The 21,686-nt window shown below is 69.1% G+C and carries 15 protein-coding genes; 6 read left to right on the top strand and 9 right to left on the bottom strand.

Going from position 1 to position 21,686, the window contains the following annotated elements; all coding sequences use genetic code 11:
* Nucleotides 1-38: 38 nt before the first annotated feature.
* The 7 genes from D7Y04_RS14040 to D7Y04_RS14070 are packed head-to-tail and all read right to left on the bottom strand — an operon-like array spanning nucleotide 39 to nucleotide 7,561.
* Nucleotides 39-1,220 carry an ATP-grasp domain-containing protein gene (locus tag D7Y04_RS14040; protein ID WP_121759647.1) on the bottom strand — a complete coding sequence of 394 codons (1,182 nt, stop codon included), beginning with the start codon at nucleotides 1,218-1,220 and terminating at the stop codon, nucleotides 39-41.
* A 3-nt stretch (nucleotides 1,221-1,223) separates the two neighbouring features.
* Nucleotides 1,224-2,579 carry a hypothetical protein gene (locus D7Y04_RS14045; protein ID WP_121759648.1) on the bottom strand — a complete coding sequence of 452 codons (1,356 nt, stop codon included), beginning with the start codon at nucleotides 2,577-2,579 and terminating at the stop codon, nucleotides 1,224-1,226.
* Nucleotides 2,580-2,588: 9 nt separating this feature from the next.
* On the bottom strand, nucleotides 2,589-3,557 hold the full coding sequence (locus tag D7Y04_RS14050; RefSeq protein WP_121759649.1) for an isopenicillin N synthase family oxygenase: 969 nt from the start codon (nucleotides 3,555-3,557) through the stop codon (nucleotides 2,589-2,591).
* Entirely contained in the window at nucleotides 3,554-4,498 is a 945-nt protein-coding gene (locus D7Y04_RS14055; protein WP_121759650.1) for an ornithine cyclodeaminase family protein, read from the bottom strand. The genes D7Y04_RS14050 and D7Y04_RS14055 overlap by 4 nt, the downstream gene beginning before the upstream one ends.
* Before the next feature lie 14 nt (nucleotides 4,499-4,512).
* On the bottom strand, nucleotides 4,513-5,742 hold the full coding sequence (locus D7Y04_RS14060) for an aminotransferase class I/II-fold pyridoxal phosphate-dependent enzyme (protein WP_199749662.1): 1,230 nt from the start codon (nucleotides 5,740-5,742) through the stop codon (nucleotides 4,513-4,515).
* Nucleotides 5,739-6,650, bottom strand: a complete 912-nt coding sequence (locus D7Y04_RS14065) for an alpha/beta hydrolase (RefSeq protein WP_121759651.1) — start codon at nucleotides 6,648-6,650, stop codon at nucleotides 5,739-5,741. The genes D7Y04_RS14060 and D7Y04_RS14065 overlap by 4 nt, the downstream gene beginning before the upstream one ends.
* A complete protein-coding gene (locus D7Y04_RS14070) occupies nucleotides 6,647-7,561 on the bottom strand; it encodes a hypothetical protein (protein WP_121759652.1) in 915 nt (304 codons plus the stop codon). Before D7Y04_RS14070 ends, D7Y04_RS14065 begins: the two co-directional genes overlap by 4 nt.
* Nucleotides 7,562-7,882: 321 nt before the next feature.
* Between D7Y04_RS14070 and D7Y04_RS14075 the strand changes: the two genes are divergently transcribed.
* The 4 genes from D7Y04_RS14075 to D7Y04_RS14090 are packed head-to-tail and all read left to right on the top strand — an operon-like array spanning nucleotide 7,883 to nucleotide 13,134.
* The gene (locus D7Y04_RS14075; RefSeq protein ID WP_255428413.1) at nucleotides 7,883-10,645 is read left to right on the top strand and encodes a polyketide synthase; all 2,763 of its coding nucleotides are present in this window, start codon (nucleotides 7,883-7,885) and stop codon (nucleotides 10,643-10,645) included.
* Complete coding sequence (locus D7Y04_RS14080; RefSeq protein ID WP_121759654.1) at nucleotides 10,642-11,169, top strand: YiiD C-terminal domain-containing protein; 528 nt, start codon at nucleotides 10,642-10,644, stop codon at nucleotides 11,167-11,169. Before D7Y04_RS14075 ends, D7Y04_RS14080 begins: the two co-directional genes overlap by 4 nt.
* On the top strand, nucleotides 11,166-12,125 hold the full coding sequence (locus D7Y04_RS14085) for an aldo/keto reductase (RefSeq protein WP_158627518.1): 960 nt from the start codon (nucleotides 11,166-11,168) through the stop codon (nucleotides 12,123-12,125). The genes D7Y04_RS14080 and D7Y04_RS14085 overlap by 4 nt, the downstream gene beginning before the upstream one ends.
* A 4-nt stretch (nucleotides 12,126-12,129) precedes the next feature.
* Complete coding sequence (locus D7Y04_RS14090) at nucleotides 12,130-13,134, top strand: NADPH:quinone oxidoreductase family protein (protein ID WP_158627519.1); 1,005 nt, start codon at nucleotides 12,130-12,132, stop codon at nucleotides 13,132-13,134.
* On the opposite strand, the gene D7Y04_RS14095 is transcribed toward D7Y04_RS14090, so the two are convergent.
* A complete protein-coding gene (locus D7Y04_RS14095) occupies nucleotides 13,127-14,281 on the bottom strand; it encodes an acyl-CoA dehydrogenase family protein (RefSeq protein ID WP_121759657.1) in 1,155 nt (384 codons plus the stop codon). The genes D7Y04_RS14090 and D7Y04_RS14095 overlap by 8 nt on opposite strands.
* A 109-nt stretch (nucleotides 14,282-14,390) precedes the next feature.
* Here D7Y04_RS14095 and D7Y04_RS14100 point away from each other — a divergent pair, with 109 nt between their 5' ends.
* Nucleotides 14,391-15,128 carry a molybdopterin-binding protein gene (locus tag D7Y04_RS14100; RefSeq protein ID WP_121759658.1) on the top strand — a complete coding sequence of 246 codons (738 nt, stop codon included), beginning with the start codon at nucleotides 14,391-14,393 and terminating at the stop codon, nucleotides 15,126-15,128.
* 8 nt (nucleotides 15,129-15,136) lie between these two features.
* Here the strand turns inward: D7Y04_RS14100 and D7Y04_RS14105 are convergent, their stop codons facing one another.
* Nucleotides 15,137-20,206 carry a tetratricopeptide repeat protein gene (locus D7Y04_RS14105; protein WP_121759659.1) on the bottom strand — a complete coding sequence of 1,690 codons (5,070 nt, stop codon included), beginning with the start codon at nucleotides 20,204-20,206 and terminating at the stop codon, nucleotides 15,137-15,139.
* Between the two features lie 259 nt (nucleotides 20,207-20,465).
* Here D7Y04_RS14105 and D7Y04_RS14110 point away from each other — a divergent pair, with 259 nt between their 5' ends.
* Entirely contained in the window at nucleotides 20,466-21,683 is a 1,218-nt protein-coding gene (locus D7Y04_RS14110) for a DUF1015 domain-containing protein (RefSeq protein WP_120595169.1), read from the top strand.
* The last annotated feature ends 3 nt before the right edge of the window (nucleotides 21,684-21,686 follow it).

Here is a 21,686-nt window from a genome sequence, read left to right on the forward strand (position 1 = left end):
CGGCTGCCCTTCGATACTGGGGCTCGAGAACGCACCGTCTACGCGGTCTCCAACACGAGCCGCTGGCTGACCTCCCTGCACACGGCTTGCGCCTGCTGCACGGTGTCCGCGTAGGCGAGCACATAGCCCGCGCGGTCCTCTGACTTCAGGGCCTGACGGATGGTGCCTCCCAGCTCCACCGCGAGCGAGATGTCCACCACGCCCGGCAGCCGCTTCAGCGCCAGCGCGCCGTTGATGCGCTTGAGCTTGCCGGCGGGCGGGGTGAAGTACTGGATGGCCGCGCCGCCCCGGGGCACCGGATCCGCCTCCAGGGGCTTCAGCGTCCCCATGGCCCACTGGAGCGTCATGTCCAGCAGGTCATGCCCCGTGGTCAGCCGGACCAGGTCCCACAGGCGGTCGCCGCCCAGCCGCGTGTGCGTTTCCACGATGCGGGGGCCGCGCGCCGTGTACTTCAGCTCCGTGTGCGAGGGTCCATCCTTCAGCCCGAGCACGTCCAGGAAGCTGCGGATGAAGTCGCGCACCTCGCGGTCCCGCTCCGGACTCATCGGCGCGGGGACCTGGTGCGCGACCTCCAGGAACGCGCTGCCGTTGGGGTCCGTGCTCTTCGTCTCCTCGTTGATGCCCAGGATGACGTGGCGGCCCGCGAAGGAGAAACACTCCACGGAGTACTCGGGGCCGTCCAGGTACTCCTCGGCGATCCACGACGCTCGGCCGTTCAGCACGCCGTCCAGGTCCGCGGCGGAGCGCACGAGCCGCACGTCGATGCTGCCCACGCCGTCCACGGGCTTCAGGATGAACGGATAGCCCTGGCGCCCGCCGAACGCGACGGCTTCCTCGCGCGTCTTCACCGGGGCCCACTGCATGGGCGAGAACCCGCCGGAGTCGAGCACCCGCCGCATGGTCGGCTTGTCGCGCGTCTTCTCCACCAGCTCCAGCGGCGTCCCGGGCAACCCCAGCGCCTGGTTGATGCGCGCGCAGGTGATGAGCGCCTCCTCCGCGACGGTGATGGCGCTCACGAACGGAGTCACCTCGTGCGCGGCCTTCAGCATGGGGATGAGCGCCGGGTCGTCGTAGCTCATGAGGAGGACCCGGTCGGACTGCCGGTTCACGTGATCATCGGACAGCCCGGGCTGCTGGATGATCAACGGCCGCAGACCCAGCTGCCACGCCCGCTCCGTGATGAACTGCCTTGCGCCCAGAAGGATGAGGTTCGCCGCCATGGTTCATGCACTCCTTGCAGTGACGTCCTCCGCGCGGCCTCGCGCGTGACGGATGAAGGCCTGGCGTCCTTCCTCGGAGACGACGAACGCCCACCCCAGCTTGCCTCCACTGGTGATGTTCACCACCTTCGAAGTGCGGCTGCCTCGCACCAGGAAGCCATTGGGCTCTCCGCCGTAGGAGTAGAAGCCCAGCACCAGCCGGTACTCCGCCGGAGCTGAGTCACCCGCCGCACGCAGCCGGACGGTCTCCGCCTCCACGACGCGCTGGCAGATCCACCGCTCGATGCCCGGCTCGCGCAGCTTCTGCTCCAGCACGTCCGCGGGCCAGTCCACCCCCATCAGCACGCCGCTGCCGCCGTAGGAGCTGCTGTCGTCGATCTTGAACACCCACCCGGTCTTGTCTCGCAGCGCGTCCGCCAGGTTCTCCTCCGACAGGGAGAAGGCGTGGGGCAGGTACCTCCTGATGGCGGCCACCTCTTCGTCGCTGAAGAGCGCGTGGTGGCCCGGTTCGCACAGCAGCGCGAGGAACCGTTTGCTCATCCGCAGCTCCGGTTCGAAGCCATTGGTGAGCACCGCGCCGCTGGACCAGAGCTTCTCCAGGAACACGAAGCCGTCGGTCACCTCCTCGTAGGTGAACATGCGGTGGATGAGCGTGCGCTCGCCCTCCTCACGCGTCAGCCAGGCCTCCGGGTAGCGCACTTCATCCAGGATGTGGACCGGTACGTCCGGGTTCAGCTCCTCCAGGTACCGCTTCAGGTAGTCCTGACGCGGATACCCCAGCTGCGCGTGGCCGGTGGAGTCGAGGATCACCACCCGACGCAGGTCCCGCTTGCGGCACTCCTCCGCGTACAGCACGGCGAGGTCCCTCAGCGGGCTGTTCATCAACCCGGCCTTGGGAAAGCCCAGCGCTTCCGTGGCCGCGCGGGAGCCCTCGTAGGCCTCGCCTCCCCCCACGCCGGGGAAGATGTTGAACTCGCAGAAGAAGTAGCCCTGCCGCGTCGGCACGACGTCCATCCGGCCAATCGTCGCGTCGCCGTGGCGCAGGTTGTCCCAGTGGATGAAGTCCACGAGCCGCCGGGGCATCCGCAGCAGGTCCAGCAGGCCTTCCCGCGAGCGCGTGTCGATGAGGTGGCCAATGAGCTTCAGCTGCGCGGAGAGCAGGTGGCGGCACGCACGGCTCAGCTCCTGGAACTCCGCTTCGCTGAAGAGGAGCGGGTGCGCGAACTGGCTCTTCTCGTACATGGGCGAGTCCAGGTCGTGGATGGCGGCGATCGTGCTCGCGTGCGCCCTGGCATCTCGCTCGGGCGACCATCCTTCCTCCAGGGCGGCGAGGAACGCTTCGTTGAATGCACCGATCATGGGTGGGCCTCAGGTGCGTCCGGCGTCGTCGACACCGAACAGTGCGTTCATCTTCTGGAGGGAGAAGGCCTTGTAGACGACGGGCTCGTACTTCGCGGGCGTGTCCTTGCAGAACTTCGGGAAGCACTCGATGAGCGCGTCGTCGTTGGCGAGCTTGAAGAACGCCAGGGACTGACGCTCGCCTCCGGACAGGACGACCCGGTGTGGCGTGGACACGTATTCGTCGTTGGACCAGCGGGCCATCAGGTCCCCGATGTTGACGATGAGGTGATCCCGCCGCTCCAGCGTGGGCGTGATCCATGCGCCTCCGCGCTCCTTCACCTGGATGCCAGGGCCCGTCTGCGCCAGCACCGTCAACAGCGTCCCGTCCGTGTGCTCGCCCATGCCCTGGTCGTTGATCAACTCCGGACTGAGATGGGGGTAGAGCAGGGAGCGCAGCGAGTCGGTGGACGCGGAGGTTTTCTTGGCGAAGAAGTCCCGGGGCAGGTCCAGCGCGATGCTGAACAGCTCCGTGAGCCGGGCCGTCAGCGCCTCGCACTCCCGGAAGTACGCCTTGAGCGCCGCGCGCAGCCTCTGGCCCTCCGCGCCCTCGCTGAACGGCAGGTTCGCGCTGTCGTCCTCGATGAGCCGGCCCACGCTGAACTTCTCCACGTAGTCGCTGGGGAGCCCCTTGCGGCCCATGTACGCGTAGGCGTTCTCCTCCAACATGCCGCTGTAGCCGTAGGGCGTGTAGTCGTCCGCGGCCATGGTGAAGCCGGACTTCAACCGGCACTGGTTCTTTGCCTCGAGCGGCAGGCGGAAGAACGCCCGCGAGAGGCCATAGGCGTCCTCGAAGACCGATGGCGCGATGCCGTGACCGCTCAGGGTGAAGAAGCCCACCTGCTTGCAGGCCTGGTCGATCTCGAACGCCGCACGGCGCTCGGCTTCGGACCCTGGCGTCGCGGACGTCAAATCGATTCGGGGCAACTCCTTCATCATGTGCTCCTCCAGGTTCGATGGCTCAGCTCGCGTTCACGCAGCACGTGCGCGACCGTGAGGACGTCCAGGAAGGCGTGTCCCGTCGAGCTGAAGACGGTGCGGCTCGAGCGCAGGGGACCGCTGTCCCTCCGCACGAGCTGTCCCAGGGTGATGGCGTTGGCGTGCACCGGCCCGGCTTCCGCGAGCGCGGTGGCCAGGTCCTCGACGATCACCGTCGACGTGCGCAGCAGTTCGAGCGGCACCTCCCGGGCCTCCACGGTGTGACCGCCCATGCAGTTGATGTGCACGCTGGGGGAGAGGTCCTCGAAGCTCCCCAGCGGCGTCTTCGACGACGTCGCGGTGCCAATCACGTCCGCACCCCGGAGGGCCTCGTCGAGCGACGCACAGGCGGCGACGTGCACCACTTCACCCAGGGACGCGCGCAGCTCCGCGGCGAACGCGTCGCGCCGGGCCGCGTTCCTCGCCCAGAGCCGCACCTCCTGGATGGGACGGACCGCGCTGACCGCCAACACCTGTTGCCGGGCCTGCGCTCCGGTGCCGGCCACCGCCAGCGTCCGGGCATCCGTGCGGGCACAGAAGTCCGTGACGAGCGCGGACACGGCGGCGCACTTGAGCTCCGTCACCGCCGCGCCATCCAGCAGCGCGAGCAGTTCTCCCGTGCGCGTGGAGAACGCCGCCACCACTCCGTTCATGGTGGGCAGCGGATCCGTGGCGGACCGCTCGAAGAGGGTCGCCACCTTGTTGATGTAGAGGCCCAGGTGCTCCGACACGGCCGGCATCGACACGAACGCGGCGTGCCGGGAAGAGGAGGGGACCGCGACGCGCAGCGGGACCTGCATGCGCTCATGCAGGCCCTCCGTGAGCGCCGCCTCCAGCTCGCGCACGAGCCGGGGCAGGTTCCCGTGCGCGGTGACGACATCGTGGGAAAGGAAGGCAGCCATCGCGTGCTCCCCGCCTACAGCGTCGCGAGGACTTCCTTCAGGTGGCCGATGAAGGACTGGACCTGCTCCGTGGGCAGGTCTCCGCGCAGCATGAGCCGGATGCCCGCCTTCCCCACGGGCACGATGGGGAAGAAGACCGCGGAGCAGTAGAAGCCTCGCTTGTAGAGCTCGCGCGAGAGCTTCACGGCCTTGTCCTGCTCGCCCACCTCCACGACCTTGATGTGCAGGCCGTCGCCGCGCTGCTCGGTCTGGATGTGCTCGTCGAACAGGGCGATGTTCCGGCGGAGCTGCTCCTGCCGCTTCGCCAGCTCCGGGCTTCGGTGCACCTGGATGCTTCCCATGGAGGTGCCGATGGCAGCCGTCCGCAGGCTCTGGGACCAGCCCATGGGACCCGTCCGGTAGAGGAAGTCGTAGTGCTTGCGGGAGCCGAGCATCGCGATGCCGCCCGTGCTGCCGAACGCCTTGGCGATGGAGGCGATGATCAGCGTGCGGTCGTTCATCTCTCGCAGCCGCGAGCGGATGTATCCCTCGCCGTTCTTCCCCTGCGTGGAGAGCGAGTGCGAGTCGTCGAGGTAGAGGAAGAGGCCGTACTTCTCCTGGAGCGTGAGCAGCGCCTGGAGGTCCGTCGCGCCGCCCGTGGAGTAGACGCTGTAGCACACGTACGCCACGCGCGGATACTTCCGGCAGACGTCCTCCAGGTAGTTCATGTCGTTGTGCGGGCAGTTCAGCACCCGCGTCTCGTCCGCGACGATGGGCTTCACGAACGCCATGGAGAAGTGCGCGAACTTGTCGAACACCATCACCAGGGGCTCACTGTCCGTCAGGTGCCCCGACCCGAGCACCGGCAGGATGGCCGCCGTGAGCGCGCTGGAGGTGACGGCGGGCAGCACCGGCCCCCCGAAGAGGTCCGCGAGCTGCTCCTCCAACTGCTCCATCAGGCCCAGCCGGATGCGGAACTCCGCCATCGACAGACCGGTGATGCCCTCGCGCTTCAGCGCGTCGATGCCGCCCTGGATGACGTCCGGGTGGCTGTTGAGCCCCAGGTAGGAGCAGGAGCACAGGTTCGCGAACTCGTGCCCGGTGTCCACCTCGCGCAGGCGGTTCTGGCCGTCCACCGCCTCCACGCGGATGTTGAGCATGTTCGACTCCCGGGCCACGGCCCAGGCGCTCTCGCTCGCGGGGATCATCTTCTGGTTGTTGCGGTGCAGGTGGGGACCCATCACCGCGTCGCCGGGCGTCGTCACTTCCGTGCTCCTGTCTTGTCGCTCACGAACTGGCCGATGCGCTGGAGCGCCTCACGGCCGCTGCTGAGGCGGTGGAAGTGCAGGTGCCAGACATGGACCATGTCGGGCCACTCCTCGAACGTGACGTCCACGCCCTGGGCCTGGGCCTTCTGCGCCATCGCCTGCGAATCGCTGAAGAGCAGCTCTCGCTCGCCCACCTGGATGAGCAGGGACGGGAAGCCAGTGAGGTCCGCGTGGATGGGGGAAATCGTGGGCTGCCGCGCGTCCTGCCCGTTGAGGTAGTGCCGGGCGACCTCCTCCACCACCTTGCGCTGGACGAGCGCGTCCGCCTTCTCGCGCGACGTGTAGCTGTCGCCGTGGATGCCCAGGTTGAACCACGACGAGATGCACACCAGGGCGCCCGCGAGCGGAAGGCCTTGGGCCCGTGCGTTGACCTGCATGGAGACGACCAGGCCACCACCCGCGGAGTCCCCCGCGATGGAGATGTGGCCCGGCTTGAACCCACGCTCCAGCAGCCAGCGGTATGCGCTGGTCGCGTCATCCAGCGCGGCCGGGTAGGGGTGCTCCGGTGCGCGGCGGTAGTCGAGCTGGAGCACCCGGCAGCGCGCCTGTCGCGCCATCTCCGCGGCCATGTGCCCATGGCTCACGAGCGAGCCGAAGACGAAGCCGCCGCCGTGCAGGAAGAGCAGGGCGCGGTCCTGATCGCACTCCGGTGGCGTGAGCCACTGGGCAGGAATGCCGTTCACGCTGACGGGCTCCACCCCGATGTCCGTGGCGACCGGTAGCCCGAGCGAATCGTAGTGGACTCGCGCCGCTTCATAGGCGTCCGGCCAGGGCCGTGCGTCCAGGTACGCGAGCAGGTCCTTCATCTCCGCCGCGTTGCGCTCCGCGTGCTGTCGCGAGGTCATGCCCGCACCTCGATGACGTTCGGGTACGGGTTGAGCTCGCCGCTGACGAAGCGGGTGATGTTGGCGTCGTCCTTGTGGTTCGTCGCCTTCTCCAGCGACAGGCCGTAGTAGTCGTACCAGCGCCGGAGGTCGTCGGTGCCCGCGACCTGGTACTCGACGTGGCGGATGGGGCGCTTCGCGGCCTTGCTCGCGTCGGTGAGCGACGGCTGGGTGGCCGCATGGGCGAGCCCGCCCACCACCTCGTTGTGGAGGACGATCATCACGATGTCGTTCTCCAGATCGAGCTTCAGCGCGAACGAGTAGTCGCGAAGGATCTCCTCGGAGAACTCCGCCTTCACGGCGACGTTGTAGTTGTTGGGGATGTTCTCGATGAGCGAGCGCGGATCCAGGCCCTTGTCCTGGCAGAACCGGCGCGTGTCGCAGATCATCGGCATGCCGCCGCTGATGTTCTGGTTGGGGCCGTAGAGGTTCGCGATGAACGGCGTCGCTGAGTCGAAGTGGACGCACTTCGTGGTGACGAACTCGCGGCTCTCCGTGTGGTCGCTGTTGGGAGTGAAGTTCCGGTTCTTGTTGAAGCCGTCCACGTCCATCTTCGCCACGCGGTCGTAGGAGATGGGCGTGGGGCTGTAGCGGGCCAGATCGAAGCGCGGCGCGATCGCCCGGAAGACGCCCTCCAGGTAGTCGCGGGCCAGCGCGGCGCCGGACTCGGTGTGGATGTCCAGCCCGCGATCCGCGAGCAGCTTGTTCACGCCGAACACCACCGCGAACCCGTTCTTCTTCTCCACGGCTTCCACCACGGCGTCGAGCAGCGCGCCGGCCGGAGCCGCCGAACGGCCTTCTCCCAGGTCCGCCGGGAAGGTGGAGACATTGATGAACGAATCCTTGAGACGGCTCGGATCGAGTCTTTTCATGGTCTGTCCAGGGGATGAGGGATATGGGGCAGCAGCCAATGGTTGAACAATGGGCCGCGATGTCTGTCTTGATATACTGATGCAAAATCCCGGCGTCAATCCACCCTGGAATTTGCCGTTGACAGTGTTTTGGATGGGGCGCGCAGCTTGAGAGGGTATCACCCGCTATCAAGGTCCGGAACGACGCTCACAGGAGGACGGCGGCGTCTCTCTGGGGCAACCCTTTACATGCGTCGGGTAGGATTTTGCTGGGTCGGCAAGGATGTGTGTGATTCGGCTGGTCGTGGACGCATCCGGATCATGGCCTTACATTGAATGGCAATGCGGAGAGGAAAACTGGATGGGATCGCGCCGGTGGCGATCTCTGGTTTTGCGTTTGCGTTGCCTGGCGCTCGCACACTCGATGAGCTGGCGGAGGTGCTTCACGGGGGGAAGACGACGTATGGCCAGTGGCCGGAGGAGCGCATTCCCCGGGCCCTGTATCTGGATCCTTCAACGTCCGTGGGCGTGGCCCGGACCTCCACGCTGCTGGGTGGCGTCGTGGAGCCGTCGAAGGTTCCGCACCGGTGGGTGGTGGAGACGGCGCATCAGGCCCTGGCCTCGGCGGGGCTGGAGCCTGGCTCGCTGGGTGGGCAGCCCGTGCCGGTGTTCCTCGCGCATTCACGTGGTGGCGGCCACGGGCTCTACGACGCCGCGGTGCTGGCCGTGGCGGGCCAGCTCCAGCCGTATCTCGTGCACGGTGCGCATCCGAACGAGTTCTCCCATCAGGAGCTGATGGAGCTCACCCGGAAGGTGCGCCAGTCGCTCCGGGACTCGTTCGGGCCGGACTTCGTGGAGGACCCGAGGGAGCGCGGGACGCATCGGCTCGCGAGCGCCATCGCGGAGGCGCTGGGCACCACTGAGAAGGCGCTGCTCGTGGATGGGAACTGCACCGGTGGTCTGGCCGCGATCGAACTGGCGGCGCGGGAGCTCGCGAAGGGAGCGCCGTGGGCCATCGCGGGCGCGCTGTCCTACGTCGACACCGTGAACCAGGTCCTCTATTCGAACTCACGCCTCCTGTCGTCCGAGGGCTGCTTCCCGTTCGCCCAGAAGGGGAACGGCACGGTCATCTCCGATGGCGTGGTGTTGCTGGTGCTCACGAGCCTGGAGCGGGCCGTCCAGGAGCGGCTGCCCATCCACGGTGTGATCCGCGGCGTCGGTGGGGCGAACGACGGCGCGGCTGAGGCGTACATGCTGGTCCCGAATCCGCGCGGCCACGGACTGGCGGTGGGGCGTGCGCTCGACCAGGCAGGCGTGGAACCTCGGGAGCTGGGGGTGATCCTCGCGCACGGCACGGGGACGCGGGCCGGTGACGCCGTGGAGGCGAAGGTCTTTGATCGCGCGCTGAAGGCGCACGGGGAGGCGGCTCAACCCGCGTCGCCGGTGCCCGTGATGTCGATCAAGGGGAACCTGGGGCATGCGAAGGAGGCTTCAGGGCTGGCGAATCTGGTCGCGCTGCTCGCCCTCTTCGAGTCCGGAGCCGTTCCGGGACCGGTGCATGGGGATAAGCCCCGAAGCCTGCTCGAACCGGGAGGGCTCATCGAGGTCGAGAAGACCGCCCGGTCGTGGCCAGCGGGCGAGCAGCCGCGCATCGGAGGCATCAGCGCCATCGCGAGCGGAGGCCAGAACTACCACGCGGTGGTGGAGGACCGGCCTTCCCCTGCGCGAGCCCAGGCGTTGCTGCGAGGTACGCGGAGGCGCCTCGCGAGGAGCGACGAGCCCATCGCCATCGTCGGGATGGCTGGTGCGTTCGCGGATGCTCCCGACCTCGCCACGCTGTGGACGAACCTGCTCCACGGCCGGCGGGCCTTCCGGAGGCTGCGGTTCGGGCTCGGGGCTCCACTGGACCTGGACGCATCCCGCTTCACGGGTAACGCAGGCCAGTACGACGAACGACCGGCCGACATCCTCCGGCATGATCCGCTCCACTACCTGCTGGTGGACCTGGCACGAAGCGCGGCAGCGAAGGTCTCCATCGAACGGGGAAGCAACGTCCCGGTGGTCGTCTCCGCGGAGCACTGCAGCGAGTACGGACTGCTTCAGGTCGCCGCCGCACGTCTGCCGGAGATTGAGGAGCACCTCCAGCGCGTGTTGCGCGAGACGGGCAAGGACCCCAAGGGCGTGGCCCGGACCGTGCGCGCGGCGATGAAGCGCCTGTCGATCGACCTGCCAGAACTGTGGGCCGGCAGCCTGTTCAACCTGTCGCCCAGCTTCATGGCGGCGAGGATCGCCCGAGCGTTCGACCTGACCGGTGCGACCTGTGCCATCGAAGCCGGGGGCGCGTCGGCGTCCATGGGTGGACTGGAGGTCGCATGTGGCCGGTTGGCGTCGCGTGATGCGGACGCGGTGTTCTGGGCTACCGCGGACATGCGGCTCGGGGTCACGCGCATGGCCGACGAAGGCGCGATGGGGCTTCTGTCCCAACGGGACACACCGACCGTGTTCGACGCGGCCTCCGACGGGTATCTGCCTGGAGAAGGCGCCACGGTGTGCCTGCTGCGGCGCTTGTCGGACGCGCAGGAGCGGGGAGAGCCGGTGCTCGGGATCATCCGGGCGGTGGGGAGCGCGTTCGGAACGCCCGAGGACCACGGGCTCGTCTCCGAGCCAGCTATGAGCCTGGCCATCCGGCGCGCCTGGTCACGGTGTGACGTGTCGGCGGACGCGCTCGCGTTCGTGGAGTGCTTCGGCAGTGGGCATCCCGCCAGCGACCGCGCGGAGCTTGCGGCCCTGGGACGGACGCTCGGTACCGCGCGAGCCAGGCCGCTTCTACTGGGAGCAGTCACGCCGAACATCGGTCACACCGGTGCGGCTGCGGGAGCCGCGAGCTTGATGAAGGCGTTGTTCACCCTGGCCGCGAAGCGGTTGCCGGCGACCCTGGGCGTGACGGCTCCGCTCGTCGGTGCGACCGACAACCTCCGCGTCCTCACGGAGCCGCGAGAGCTGAAGGAGGCGCGCTTCGCGGGCGTCAACGCGGCGGGAGGCGGAGGCACCCACTACCACGTCGTGCTCGAAGCCGGGTCCGACCTCCAGGAGACTGGCGCATGAGCTTCCCCGCATTCGACGAGCGGGACGGTGTCCTCAATCGCCTGGCGACAGACCTTCACGCGCGGATCCCGATGACCAAGTTCCTCGGGATCCACTTCGAGGCGTTCGAGCCTGGACGCATCGTGCTCACAGCTCCGCTGGGGCCTTCGCTCAACCACCGGGGGACGGCCTTCGGTCCAGGGGTGTTCACCTCCGCGGGGCTTGCTCCCTGGTTGTTGCTTGTTCGAGCCGCGTGGGCAGAGCGGCTCGCCGTGCAGATCCTCCTTCGCCGCTGTGAGTTCGCCATCCACCGGCCCATCACGTGCGACTACCGGGCCCGCTGTGACACGTTGCCCGGGCTGGAGGCCGACACGCTTCGTCAGGGCGGCAAGGTGCGGCTCACGGCGACGTCGCAGGTCTTCATCGACGAGGGCGAACCCGCCGCGACCTACACGGCGCACTTCACGCTGCTGGGCCAGCCTGCTTCCTCCGGTGCGGGGGAGAGGGACTTGGCGTTGCCCTTTCCGGAGGTGTGGCGGACGTGATCTACCGCAAGCTGGGCGGCATCGACGTGTCGGTCTTCGCGCTGGGGGCGGCCAACTTCGGTGGCATCGGAAGCTCTCGGAAGCTGCTGGGGCAGGGGGAGCGTGAAGCTGAAGCGCATGCGCTCCTGGATCGCGCGGTGGCGCTGGGGATCAACCTCATCGACACGGCGAGCACCTACGCGGACGGAGCCAGTGAGGCCATCATCGGCGCGTGGCTGTCGTCGCGCGGCGCCTCGCTGCGGGACCGGGTGCTCATCTCGTCCAAGGTGGGCCTTCGCGGCGGGCTCGGGCGGAAGCACGTGTTCGCGGAGGTGGACCGGTCGCTCGCGCGGCTCCGCGTCGACACGCTCGACTTCTATCTGGCGCATGTTCCGGATCCGGCCACGCCGTGGGACGACGTCCTGGAGACCTTCCAGTCCCTCGTGAGGGCGGGCAAGGTCCGACGCTTCGGCTTGTCGAACGTGACCGCCAGCGACCTCTGGCGCTGTGCCGCTCCTCGCTCAGGAGGCCCGGTGGGATTCGGCTGGGTCCAGAACCGCTTCAACCTGCTGGAGCAGGATGACGCACAGAACGGCGTGCTGGAGGCCTGCGCGAACCTGGGGCTCCAGTACACGCCGTATTCGCCACTGGCGGGCGGCCTGCTGAGCGGCAGGTACTCCATCGCGGGTGACATTCCGGAAGGCACGCGCATCGGACAGCGCAGGGACCTCTACTCGAAGGCCTGGACCCCGGAGAACGCAGCCCGCGTCGCACAGCTCAAGACGAAGGCCGCGGCCCACGCTCTGTCACCGTCGGGCCTGGTCACCTGGTGGCTGGTGCACTGTCCCTTCGTGACGTCGATCCTCGTCGGCGCGCGCAGCCCGGAGCAGCTCGAACAGCTGGTGACCGAGGCGTCGGGCCTGCCCGCGAACGATGACCTCTGGCGAAGCCTCGCGGTCCCTTCCACCCAGGAGTGATGACATGCGCGCGATTGTCTGCGGGACGTGGGGCGGGCCCGAGCAGCTCATCCTCGCGGAGGTCCCCGAGCCTGTTCCGAAGCCCGACGAAGTGAAGATCGACGTACACGCCTGCAGCGTGAACTTCGCCGACCTCCTCATGATTGGAGGGACCTATCAGACCCGGCCCGCGCCGCCCTTCGTTCCAGGCCTGGAGGCAGCGGGCACCATCGCCAGTGCTCCTGAAGGCTCGGGCTTCCAACCTGGAGACCGCGTCGTGGCCATCCTGTGGCACGGGGGCTATGCCGAGCAGGCAGTGGCCTCCGTGAGGGAGACCTTCCTGCTGCCGGCGGGCGTCTCCTTCGATGTCGCCGCCGCGCTGACCAGCGCCTACGTGAGCACCGCCCTGGCGCTGATCCGCGTCGCCCACCTGAAGCCGTCGGAGGTGCTCCTCGTGCTGGGCGCCAGTGGGGGCGTGGGGCTCGCGGCCGTGCAGCTGGGCAAGGCTCTGGGGGCCACCGTCATCGCGGTCGCGAGCACTCCGGACAAGCTCGCCATCGCTCGTGAAGCGGGCGCGGACCACGTCATCCGCCACGCTGACGGAGACTGGAAGGAGCAGGTCCTCACCGCCGCGGGGGCCTCCGGTGTGAGCGTCTGCTTCGATCCGGTCGGTGGTCCGCTCTTCGACCCGGCGCTCTCGACGCTGGGGTGGGGTGGCCGCTACGTCCTCGTGGGCTTCGCGGCGGGACAGGCCCCGAGCATCCCCGCGCACCGGTTGCTCGTGAAGCACCGGGCGGTGCTGGGTTCGTCGCTGCGCTACTTCCGCTACCACGACCCGGCGGCGCTCCGTGAAACCATGGAGCAGCTCTTCACCTGGTACTCGCAGGGCCTCATCCTCCCGCGCATCACCCTCCGGTTGCCCCTGGCGCAGACCGCCGACGGGCTGCGCACCCTCGCGGAGCGACGCGCCATCGGCAAGGTCGTGGTCCACGTCCGCGAGGGCCGGGACGCGCCGCCCGGCGCTATGTGAACGAGCGGGGCAGCCCGAGGACGTGCTGGCTGATGTACGACAGGGCCATGTTCCGGCTCACGGGGGCGTTGATGAACAGGCGCACCTCGCGGAACTTGCGCTCCACGTCGTACTCCTCGGCGAAGCCGTAGCCGCCGTAGGTGTCCATGCAGGCGTTGGCGGCCTCCCAGGCGGCTTCGGCGGCCAGGTACTTCGCCATGTTCGCTTCGGCCCCGCAGGGCTGGTGGCCGTCGAAGAGCGTCGCGGCCTGCTCCGTCAGCAGGGACGCGGCCGTGAGCGCCGTGTGCGCCTTCGCGATGGGGAACTGCACGCCCTGATTGGCTCCGATGGGCTTGCCGAAAACGGAGCGCTCCTGCGCATAGGTGACGGCCTTCTCGATGAACCAGCGGCCATCCCCGATGGCCTCCGAGGCTACGAGCACACGCTCCGCGTTCATGCCATCCAGGATGTACGAGAAGCCCTTGCCCTCTTCGCCGATCAATCCCTCGACGGGCACTTCGACGTTCTCGAAGAACAGCGCGTTCGTCGCATGGTTGAGCATGGTCCGGATGGGCCGGACCTCCATCCCCTGCGTCTTCCGCAGGTCGAGCAGGAACACGCTCATCCCGTCCGTCTTCTTGCGCACCTCCGCGCGGGGCGTCGTCCGCGCGAGCAGGAGCATCAGGTCGGACTGGAGCACGCGCGAGATGAAGATCTTCTGCCCGTTCACGACGTAGAGGTCGCCGCGCCGGACCGCCGTTGTCTCGATGGCGGTGGTGTCCGAGCCCGAGTTCGGCTCCGTCACCGCGAACGCCTGGAGCCGCAGACGGCCCGCGGCGAGCTCCGGCAAGTACCGCTGCTTCTGCTCCGCGGAGCCGTGCCGCAAGAGCACGTTCATCACATACATCTGCGCATGACAGGCGGACGCATTCCCGCCGAAGTGGTTGATCTCCCCCAGCACCACGGCCGCTTCGCGCAGGCCCAGCCCCGCGCCGCCGTACTCCGCCGGGATGAGCGCGGCCAGCAGCCCGGCCTCCGTGAGGGCCTTGACGAAGTCGTGAGGGTATTCACGCTCCGCGTCGAGCATGCGCCAGTACTTCGGAGGGAAGCGGTTGCACAGGGCACGCACGGACGCGCGGATCGCGTCCCGGGTCTCGGTGGAGTCCATGCGCGCAGGATGTCCGTCCCCCCTTGCTGACTCCAGGACAGCACGGGTCCGAGACAGCGCACCGCGTGAGTCCACCCCCGGGGTCCGTTGGAGTAGACTCCTCGGTTCCATGGAGCGGACCGGCGCGGCGGCGATCATCATTGGCAACGAGGTCCTCACCGCGAAGGTGAAGGACGAAAATGGCCCCCACCTCATCCAGCGGCTGCGGGAGCTGGGCATCCCGCTCGTCTCGGTGGAGACCATCCTGGACGACGTGGACGCCATCGTGGACGCGGTGTCCCGCGCCCGGCGCAAGGCCCGCTACGTCTTCACCAGCGGCGGCATTGGCCCCACCCACGACGACGTCACCGTGCGCGCGGTGGCGCTCGCGCTGGGCCGTCCCGTGGTGCGCCTGCCGGAGATGGTGTCGGCCATCCAGGCCCGCGCGGGCACGTCGCCCGTGACGCCGGAGTCGCTGCGTCTGGCGGATGCGCCCGAGGGCGCGGTGCTCCTGGCCCAGCCGGGCATGTGGTTCCCCGTGCTGACGGTGGGGGACATGTTCCTGCTACCCGGGGTGCCGCAGCTCTTCCGGCTGCAGCTGGAGACGGTGCTCTCACGGCTGAGCGGTACGCCGGTGCACCTGGTCAACCTGTACTTCAGCCTGGGCGAGAGCGCCCTGGCCGCCGTGCTGGACCGCGTGGCGCTGGACATGCCCCACGTGGCCATCGGCTCCTATCCCGTGTTCGACGCGGCCATGGACTACCGCGTGAAGGTCACGGTGGAGGCCCCGGAGCGGGCCCATGTGGACGACGCCGTGGGCCGGCTGCTCGCGGGGTTCCCGGCGGACTCGCTGGTCCGCCGGGAGTAGCGCGGCGATTACAGCGACAGGCCGATGCGCTGACGCAGGCGGAAGAAGTCGTCCGTCAGCAGCCACGACAGCAGGGCCTTCAGGTCCGCGCGCTCGCGCACCGCCTTGAGGATGTCGTCGGTGGTGCCGTCCTGGCGGTTGGCCACCACGTTCGGATCCTCGCGCAGCACCATGGTGAGGCCCACGGACGGGTCGCCGCAGACGAGCAGGCCCGCGCGGTCCGCGGAGAAGCCGAGCGCGTCCACCACCGTCGCGACGTCGATCTTCGACTGCTCGGACAGCGTCTGCGCGGGGCCTTCCGAGGCCTTCATCGCCTTGCGGTTGAAGGCCTTCTTGAGCTGCTTCGTCATCTCGTCGTTGCGCCGGCCCAGGCCGTTGAACTGCTGCGCGTGGACGCGGATGGCGTTGCCGAACAGGTCCACCGTCTCGCCCTGGGACAGCTTGGAGAGGACGGCCGTCTTGTTGAGCAGGCCCAGCACCGCCTTGCCGATGAGGAACTTCTGCTCACGGGCGTTGAAGCGGCGCACGACGTCCTGGCCCACGCACAGGGACAGGGGCTCCGTCGTCTCCGGCTGCAACATGCCGCGCCGGGCGAGGTAGACCTCGAACTCCTCCACGCCGAAGGTCTGCGCCACCGCGCGCACGGCCTTGAACACGGCCGAGTCCGGCTTGAGCTTGTCCTGCTTCGGGTTGACGCCGAGCATCTCGAACTGCGGCGGGTACACCTTGCCCAGGTGCTCACCCATGGCACGCAGCAGGTCCGTCAGCGGGCCGCGCGCGGCCGGGTGCATGAGGACGGTGTCCACGTCCGCGGCGGGCAGCGCTTCCCGCGGCTCCTGCGGCTGCCGGGCGCGGGCCTCCGAGTAGAAGGCCTGCTCCACCTCGTTGGTGGCGCGCATGAAGGTGAGCACCGCGGCGACGGCGAACGTCTTGTCCTGCTGCTTCTGGGCATCCCACAGCTTGAACAGCGCATGCAGGCTGTCCACGCGAGAAGGGTCCTGCCGCAGGATCTGACGGTGCTCTTCGATGGCGAGCGGGAAGCTGGCCATGTCGCGGCCATACAGGTCCGCAAGCGCGGCGCGCGCCTGGAGGTTCTGCGGATCCTGCTCCACGAGCTGCCGGTAGATGACGGTGGCGCGAGCCGGCTCGGTCAGGGGGCCCGCGTAGAAGCTCGCCACGCGCATGCGCAGGGACGCCGCGCGCTTGACGTCCGTGGACACGGTGGCGGCTGCCTGGGCCTCCAGCATCTGCGCCAGCTCCGGCAGGTTGCGCTGGCGCTCGTAGAGGGCCACCAGCCGGTCCACCAGCGCTGGCTCGCCCGGCGTCAGCTCCAGCGCCTTCTTGTAGAGCGCCGTGGCGGAGGCGACGTCGCCCAGGCCCTCTTCGTGGATGCGCGCCAGCTCCACGGTGAAGCGCGCGCGGGCGTCGTTGGGCAGGTCCTGATCCAACAGCCGCCGCAGGCAGTCCACCGCGCCGCCGAAGTTGCGGCCCTGCGCGTACACCGTGGCCAGCCGCTCCAGCGCCTCCGGGTGACGGGGCAGGGTGGCCAGCGCCGTCTGGAGGTGCGCCGCCGCGCGGCCCGGGTCGTTGAGGTGCTGCTGGTAGAGCGCGCCCAGCGTCAGGTGGTGCTGCGCGAGCACGCGAGGGTCACCGCCCTGCTGCACGCGCTGGCCGAGCATCTGCGCGGCCTCCGCGTACTGCTGCGCCTCCAGGAGGAGCAGTCCGCGAGTCTCCAGTGCGTCGGGGAAGCCGGGCTTGGCCGCCAGGGCCTTCTCCAGCACCTCGAGCGCACGGGCCCGGTCACCCAGGGCCACGTTGTGCAGCCGGGCCGCGGTGACATACGCCGCCGCGGCGGCCTCCACGTCGCGCTGCGCGAGCCGGGCCTCCGCGCGCCGCTCGTGCAGAGCCGCGAGGTCGGAGGAACCGCCGCGCTGCGCGAGCAACTCCTCCAGGCCGGTGGCCGCGCCCGGGTGCAGCGGGTCGCGCTCCAGCGCCAGGCGGTAGAGGGCCGAGGCGCCGTCCGGATCATTGAGCTTCTGGGCCGCGAGCTTCGCGGCGGCGACGAAGCCCTCGATGGCGCTCTTGGTGTCGCGGCTCGCGCGGGCCTCGGTCTCCATCATGGTGCGCGCGGTGGCGAAGTCGCCCCGGCGCAGGGCCACGCGGCGGGCGCCCTGGAGCGCGGGGAGGCACTGCGCCTGGAGCTCCAGCGCCTGCCGGTACAGCGCGGCGGCCTGCTCCTGGTCGGGGTTCTTCTCCGCCAGCTCGGCGGCGCGCAGGAGCAGCTCCAGCGCCTCCGTGGCGTCGGTGGTGACGGCCAGCCGCATGCCGTACATGCGCGACAGGCCGGCGGTGTCACCGCTCTGGCGCAGCACGCGCTCCAGGCCGAAGGCGAGGCGCGCGTCGGAAGGATCCGCGTCGAAGGCGCGCTGGTAGACCTCCAGGGTGCGCTCGGAGGGCGGGCCCTTCTCCTGATCCGCGGCGGCCAGGATGCGCAGGGCGCTGGACAGGCGCGTGTCGGTGACACGCTCGGCGATGCGGGCGCGCAGCTCCGCGCGGCGGACGCGGTCCGACACGCGGATGCGCTCCAGCAGCATGAGGGCGGTGAGGTTGCCGGCCTCCAGGCCCAGCACCGACTCGCAGCACTGCGCGGCGCGAGACGGCTCCTGGAAGCGGTCCAGGTACAGCCGCGCGAGCTTGAGGTACGCCGTCACCTTGGCCGAGGGCGTCTGGCCCACCTGCGTCTCGCGGTCGAGGATGGACACCAGCTCCTTCACGTTGTCCTGCGCGACGTACAGGCGCTCCAGCGCGCGCAGCGTGGCTGCGTGGCCCGGCGTGAGGCGCAGCACTTCCTGGTAGCCCTCGATGGCCAGCTCCGGGCGGCCCAGCTGGTCCTCCCAGATGGCGGCGGCCTGATAGAGCGCGTTGGCGCGCTCCAGCGGATCCGTGCGGTTGGCGGCGTCCGCGCGCAGCACCTCCACCAGGCTCTCCCACGCCTCGTGGGCGCGGTGGATGCGGGCCAGCGCGCGCAGCGCCGGGAAGTAGCTGGGCGCCAGCATCAGCGCCTCCTGGTACGACGCCAGGGCCTCGTTCTCCTGCTTGAGGCGGTGCTCGTACAGCTCGCCAATCTTGTAGATGAGGGCGGCGGCCGCGTCGGTGGAGGGAGAGATCTCCGACTCCGCGCGGTACATGTCGATGAGCTTCTCCCACCGGGTGTCCTGCGCGTACAGCCGGCCCAGGGCCTTGAGCGCGGGCAGGTACGAGGGCGACAGCGCGAGCACGCGCTCATACGCGGTGATGGCGCCCACGCGGTCCTTCAGGTGCTCGTCGAGGATCTCCGCGTTGCGGTGGAGCAGCGACAGCACCTGCTTGGTGTCGCCGGCGAACGACGCCTCCAGGTCGTTGGTCTCCAGCAGCTCACGGAAGCGTCCGGCGCGCTCGTAGAGGCGGGCCAGGTTGCGCAGCGTGGGCAGGTGATCCGACGCCAGGTCGAGGATGCGCTTCATGCACTCGATGGCGTGGTCCAGGTCCCCGAGTCGGTCCTCGTAGATGACCGCCATCTTGTTGAGCGTGGTGATGACCTGGTCGCGGTCGGACGTCTGGAGCAGGTCCTGCTCGAACATCGACACGAGTTCCGCGAAGCGGCCCTGGCGCTCGTAGAGGCGGGTGAGGGCCTTCTGCGCGGGGAGGTAGCCCGGCTGGAGCTGGAGGCACGCGTTGTAGCGCGCGATGGCGTCCTCCTGGCGGCTCAGGCGCTCCTCCAGGATCTCGGCCGCCTTGTACATGCGCGCGGCCTTGCCCTTGGCGTCCTCGGCGGCGGTGACCTCCGCGTCGAAGACGGCGACGAGGCCTTCCCAGTTCTTCATCCGGTACGACAGCTTGCCCAGGCCCGCGAGCGCGGCGGCGTGGCTGGGGATGCGGGCGAGGATGGCCTGGTAGCGGGCGGCGGCCTCCTGGTCGCGCTTGAGGTCGTCCTCGTACAGCGCGGCGAGGCGCAGGTTGATGGCGACGAGCTCGCTCTCGTCGTTGATGGAGCCCACCCACGCGAGCAGCACGTCGGCCAGCTCCTCGAAGCGCCCTTGCGTCTCGTAGATGCCGGCGAGCGCGCTCAACACGAGCGGCTCATGAGGGCTCACGCGGCGAGCGGCGAGCAGCGCGGACAGCGCGTCGTCCTTGCGGCCCAGGCGGTCATGCACCTTGGCGATGTGGAGGTACGCGGGAGCGCCCTGGGAGCCCTGGCCCTCGGCCTCGGAGAGGAGGGCGGAGAGGAGCTCGTCGGTGCGGCCCTCGCGCTCGGCGACGCGCTTCACGGCGGCCTGGAGCAGCGGGTCGGAGCGGTCGAGCGCGAAGGCCTCGCGGAACGCAGCGGCGGCGGCGTCCTTCTGCTTGAGGCGCTCCTCCAGGAGCATGCCCGCGGAGGTGAGGTAGTGGGCGCGCAGGGACGGCGGGACGACGGCGGTGGCGAGCAGCCGGTAGATCTCCACCAGCGCGCCCGCGTCGTTGCGCGAGGCGTAGACGGACTCCAGCTGGGTGAGGAGGGTGACGTCGGTGGGCTTGCGGTCCAGGGCCTGGCGCAGGGCATCGGCGGCGTCGTTGTCGCGGGACAGGCGCTCCTCGAGGATCTGCCCCTTCTCGAAGAGGAGGGCCGCCTGCTGACGAGGGTCCTCGGCGGCGATGAGCTCCGCGTCGATGAGCTGCACGACCATCTGCCAGTTGCCGACGTCGGCGAACAGGCGGCGAGCCGCGCGGATGTTGGCGAGGAACCGGGGCGCCAGCTTGTACGCGTTCTGGAACGCGACAGCGGCGTTGCGAGGGTTCTTGAGCGGCTCTTCCCAGAGCAGGCCGACCTCATGGAAGAGGAGGGCGGCGGTCTGCGGCTCGGTGGTGGCGAGCGCCTTGGCCTCGCGCTCCATGGACGCGATGCGCTCGCGGGCATCGTCCTCGGCGCTGGCCTGGGGGACGGGAGCGGGGAGGGTGCTCACGTTCTGGGCGAGTGTCTGGGCCGCGCCAGCCTCGGGGGCTCCGGGGGGAGGCACCGATGCGGAGGACGAAGGCCGCGTGACGTCATTGCTCTCGCTCATGGAAGCCGGCTCCAGGCACTTTGGAAATGAGAGGGGGAGACTGAACGGGAGTTCGTACCACGCGCTCGCCCGGCCCCTCAACTTCCCGTCTTTCCTGGCGATTTGAGTGCTGGGGAGGCAGGCGGACGGGCGGTGGGAGGGTGCTGGGGACACGTCACGAACCGCGCGTGGAACGCTACGCCCATGTCACCGTTATCCATGGGTTGCCTGGTATTCTTTGCCAGCTTACAAAGCAGGCCTACAACCAGGAGCGACATCCGTGGCCGACCTTCAGCCGTTCCGTGGGGTCCGTCCCGCCGAGGCGCTGGGACAGACGCTGTGCACGCCCCCCTACGACGTGGTGAGCACCGCGGAAGCGCGCGCCTACGCCGACGGCAACCCGCGCAGCTTCTTCCATGTCTCGCGGCCGGAGATTGGTCTGCCGCCGGGCACGGACGAGCACTCCGAGCCCGTGTATGCGCAGGGTCGGCGCAACCTGGAGCGCTTCTTCGCCGAGGGCTGGCTGCGACAGGACGACGAGGCGTGCTTCTACCTGTACCGGCAGCGCATGGGCGCGCACGTGCAGACGGGCGTCGTCGCCCTGGCCAGGGTCGACGAGTACGACCAGGGCCTCATCCGGAAGCATGAGCTCACGCGCCCGGACAAGGAGGACGATCGCACCCGGCACATCGACACGCTCGGGGGCAATGACGAACCGGTCTTCCTCACGTATCGGGCGGTGCCGTCCATTGGCGCGCTGATGGAGGAGGGGATGCGCTCCAGTCCCCAGTATGACTTCACCACCGAGGATGGCATTGGCCACACCTTCTGGAGGGTGAACGGGAGTCTCAACACGCGGCTCACGGCGGCGTTCCACGAAGTGCCCATGCTCTACATCGCGGACGGACACCACCGTTCGGCGGCGGCCTCGCGGGTCCATTCGTTGCGCAGCCAGCGCGGTGAGAGCGGCGGACACAGCCGCTTCCTCGCGGTGGTCTTCCCTCACGACCAGATGCGCATCCTCGCCTACAACCGCGTGGTGAAGGATTTGAACGGGCTGACGCCGGAGGCCTTCCTGGCGCAGTTGGGCGAGCGGTTCGAGGTGACGCGCGGGCAATCGAAGAGTCAGGACCGGGCGCACCAGTTCGGCATGTATCTGGAGGGCGCCTGGTATCAGCTCACCGCCAGGCCGGGCACGTTCGGCGCCACGCCGACGGAGGAGCTGGACGTGAGCATCCTCCAGAACAACGTGCTGGGCGCGCTCCTGGGCATCCGTGATCCGCGCAAGGACGAGCGCATCCAGTTCGTGGGCGGCATCCGGGGTACGGAGGAATTGGAGCGCCTGGTGGACTCGGGCGCGTGGCGCGTGGCCTTTTCGCTCCCTCCGACGAGCCTGGATCAGCTCATGACGATCGCGGACGCGGGCGAGATCATGCCGCCCAAGTCCACCTGGTTCGAGCCGAAGCTGCGCAGCGGCCTCGTGCTGCACCTGTTCTGAACC

Origin of the sequence: Corallococcus sp. AB038B, assembly GCF_003668955.1 — a bacterium.
Lineage (GTDB): Bacteria > Myxococcota > Myxococcia > Myxococcales > Myxococcaceae > Corallococcus > Corallococcus exiguus.

Excerpts from the sequence above, each read along its gene's own strand:
- D7Y04_RS14105 (WP_121759659.1), bottom strand. The coding sequence starts at position 20,206 with ATGAGCGAGAGCAATGACGTCACGCGGCCTTCGTCCTCCGCATCGGTG.
- D7Y04_RS14080 (WP_121759654.1), top strand. The coding sequence starts at position 10,642 with ATGAGCTTCCCCGCATTCGACGAGCGGGACGGTGTCCTCAATCGCCTG.
- D7Y04_RS14095 (WP_121759657.1), bottom strand. The coding sequence starts at position 14,281 with ATGGACTCCACCGAGACCCGGGACGCGATCCGCGCGTCCGTGCGTGCC.
- D7Y04_RS14045 (WP_121759648.1), bottom strand. The coding sequence starts at position 2,579 with ATGATCGGTGCATTCAACGAAGCGTTCCTCGCCGCCCTGGAGGAAGGA.
- D7Y04_RS14090 (WP_158627519.1), top strand. The coding sequence starts at position 12,130 with ATGCGCGCGATTGTCTGCGGGACGTGGGGCGGGCCCGAGCAGCTCATC.
- D7Y04_RS14065 (WP_121759651.1), bottom strand. The coding sequence starts at position 6,650 with ATGACCTCGCGACAGCACGCGGAGCGCAACGCGGCGGAGATGAAGGAC.
- D7Y04_RS14075 (WP_255428413.1), top strand. The coding sequence starts at position 7,883 with ATGCGGAGAGGAAAACTGGATGGGATCGCGCCGGTGGCGATCTCTGGT.
- D7Y04_RS14040 (WP_121759647.1), bottom strand. The coding sequence starts at position 1,220 with ATGGCGGCGAACCTCATCCTTCTGGGCGCAAGGCAGTTCATCACGGAG.
- D7Y04_RS14055 (WP_121759650.1), bottom strand. The coding sequence starts at position 4,498 with ATGGCTGCCTTCCTTTCCCACGATGTCGTCACCGCGCACGGGAACCTG.
- D7Y04_RS14100 (WP_121759658.1), top strand. The coding sequence starts at position 14,391 with ATGGAGCGGACCGGCGCGGCGGCGATCATCATTGGCAACGAGGTCCTC.
- D7Y04_RS14050 (WP_121759649.1), bottom strand. The coding sequence starts at position 3,557 with ATGATGAAGGAGTTGCCCCGAATCGATTTGACGTCCGCGACGCCAGGG.
- D7Y04_RS14070 (WP_121759652.1), bottom strand. The coding sequence starts at position 7,561 with ATGAAAAGACTCGATCCGAGCCGTCTCAAGGATTCGTTCATCAATGTC.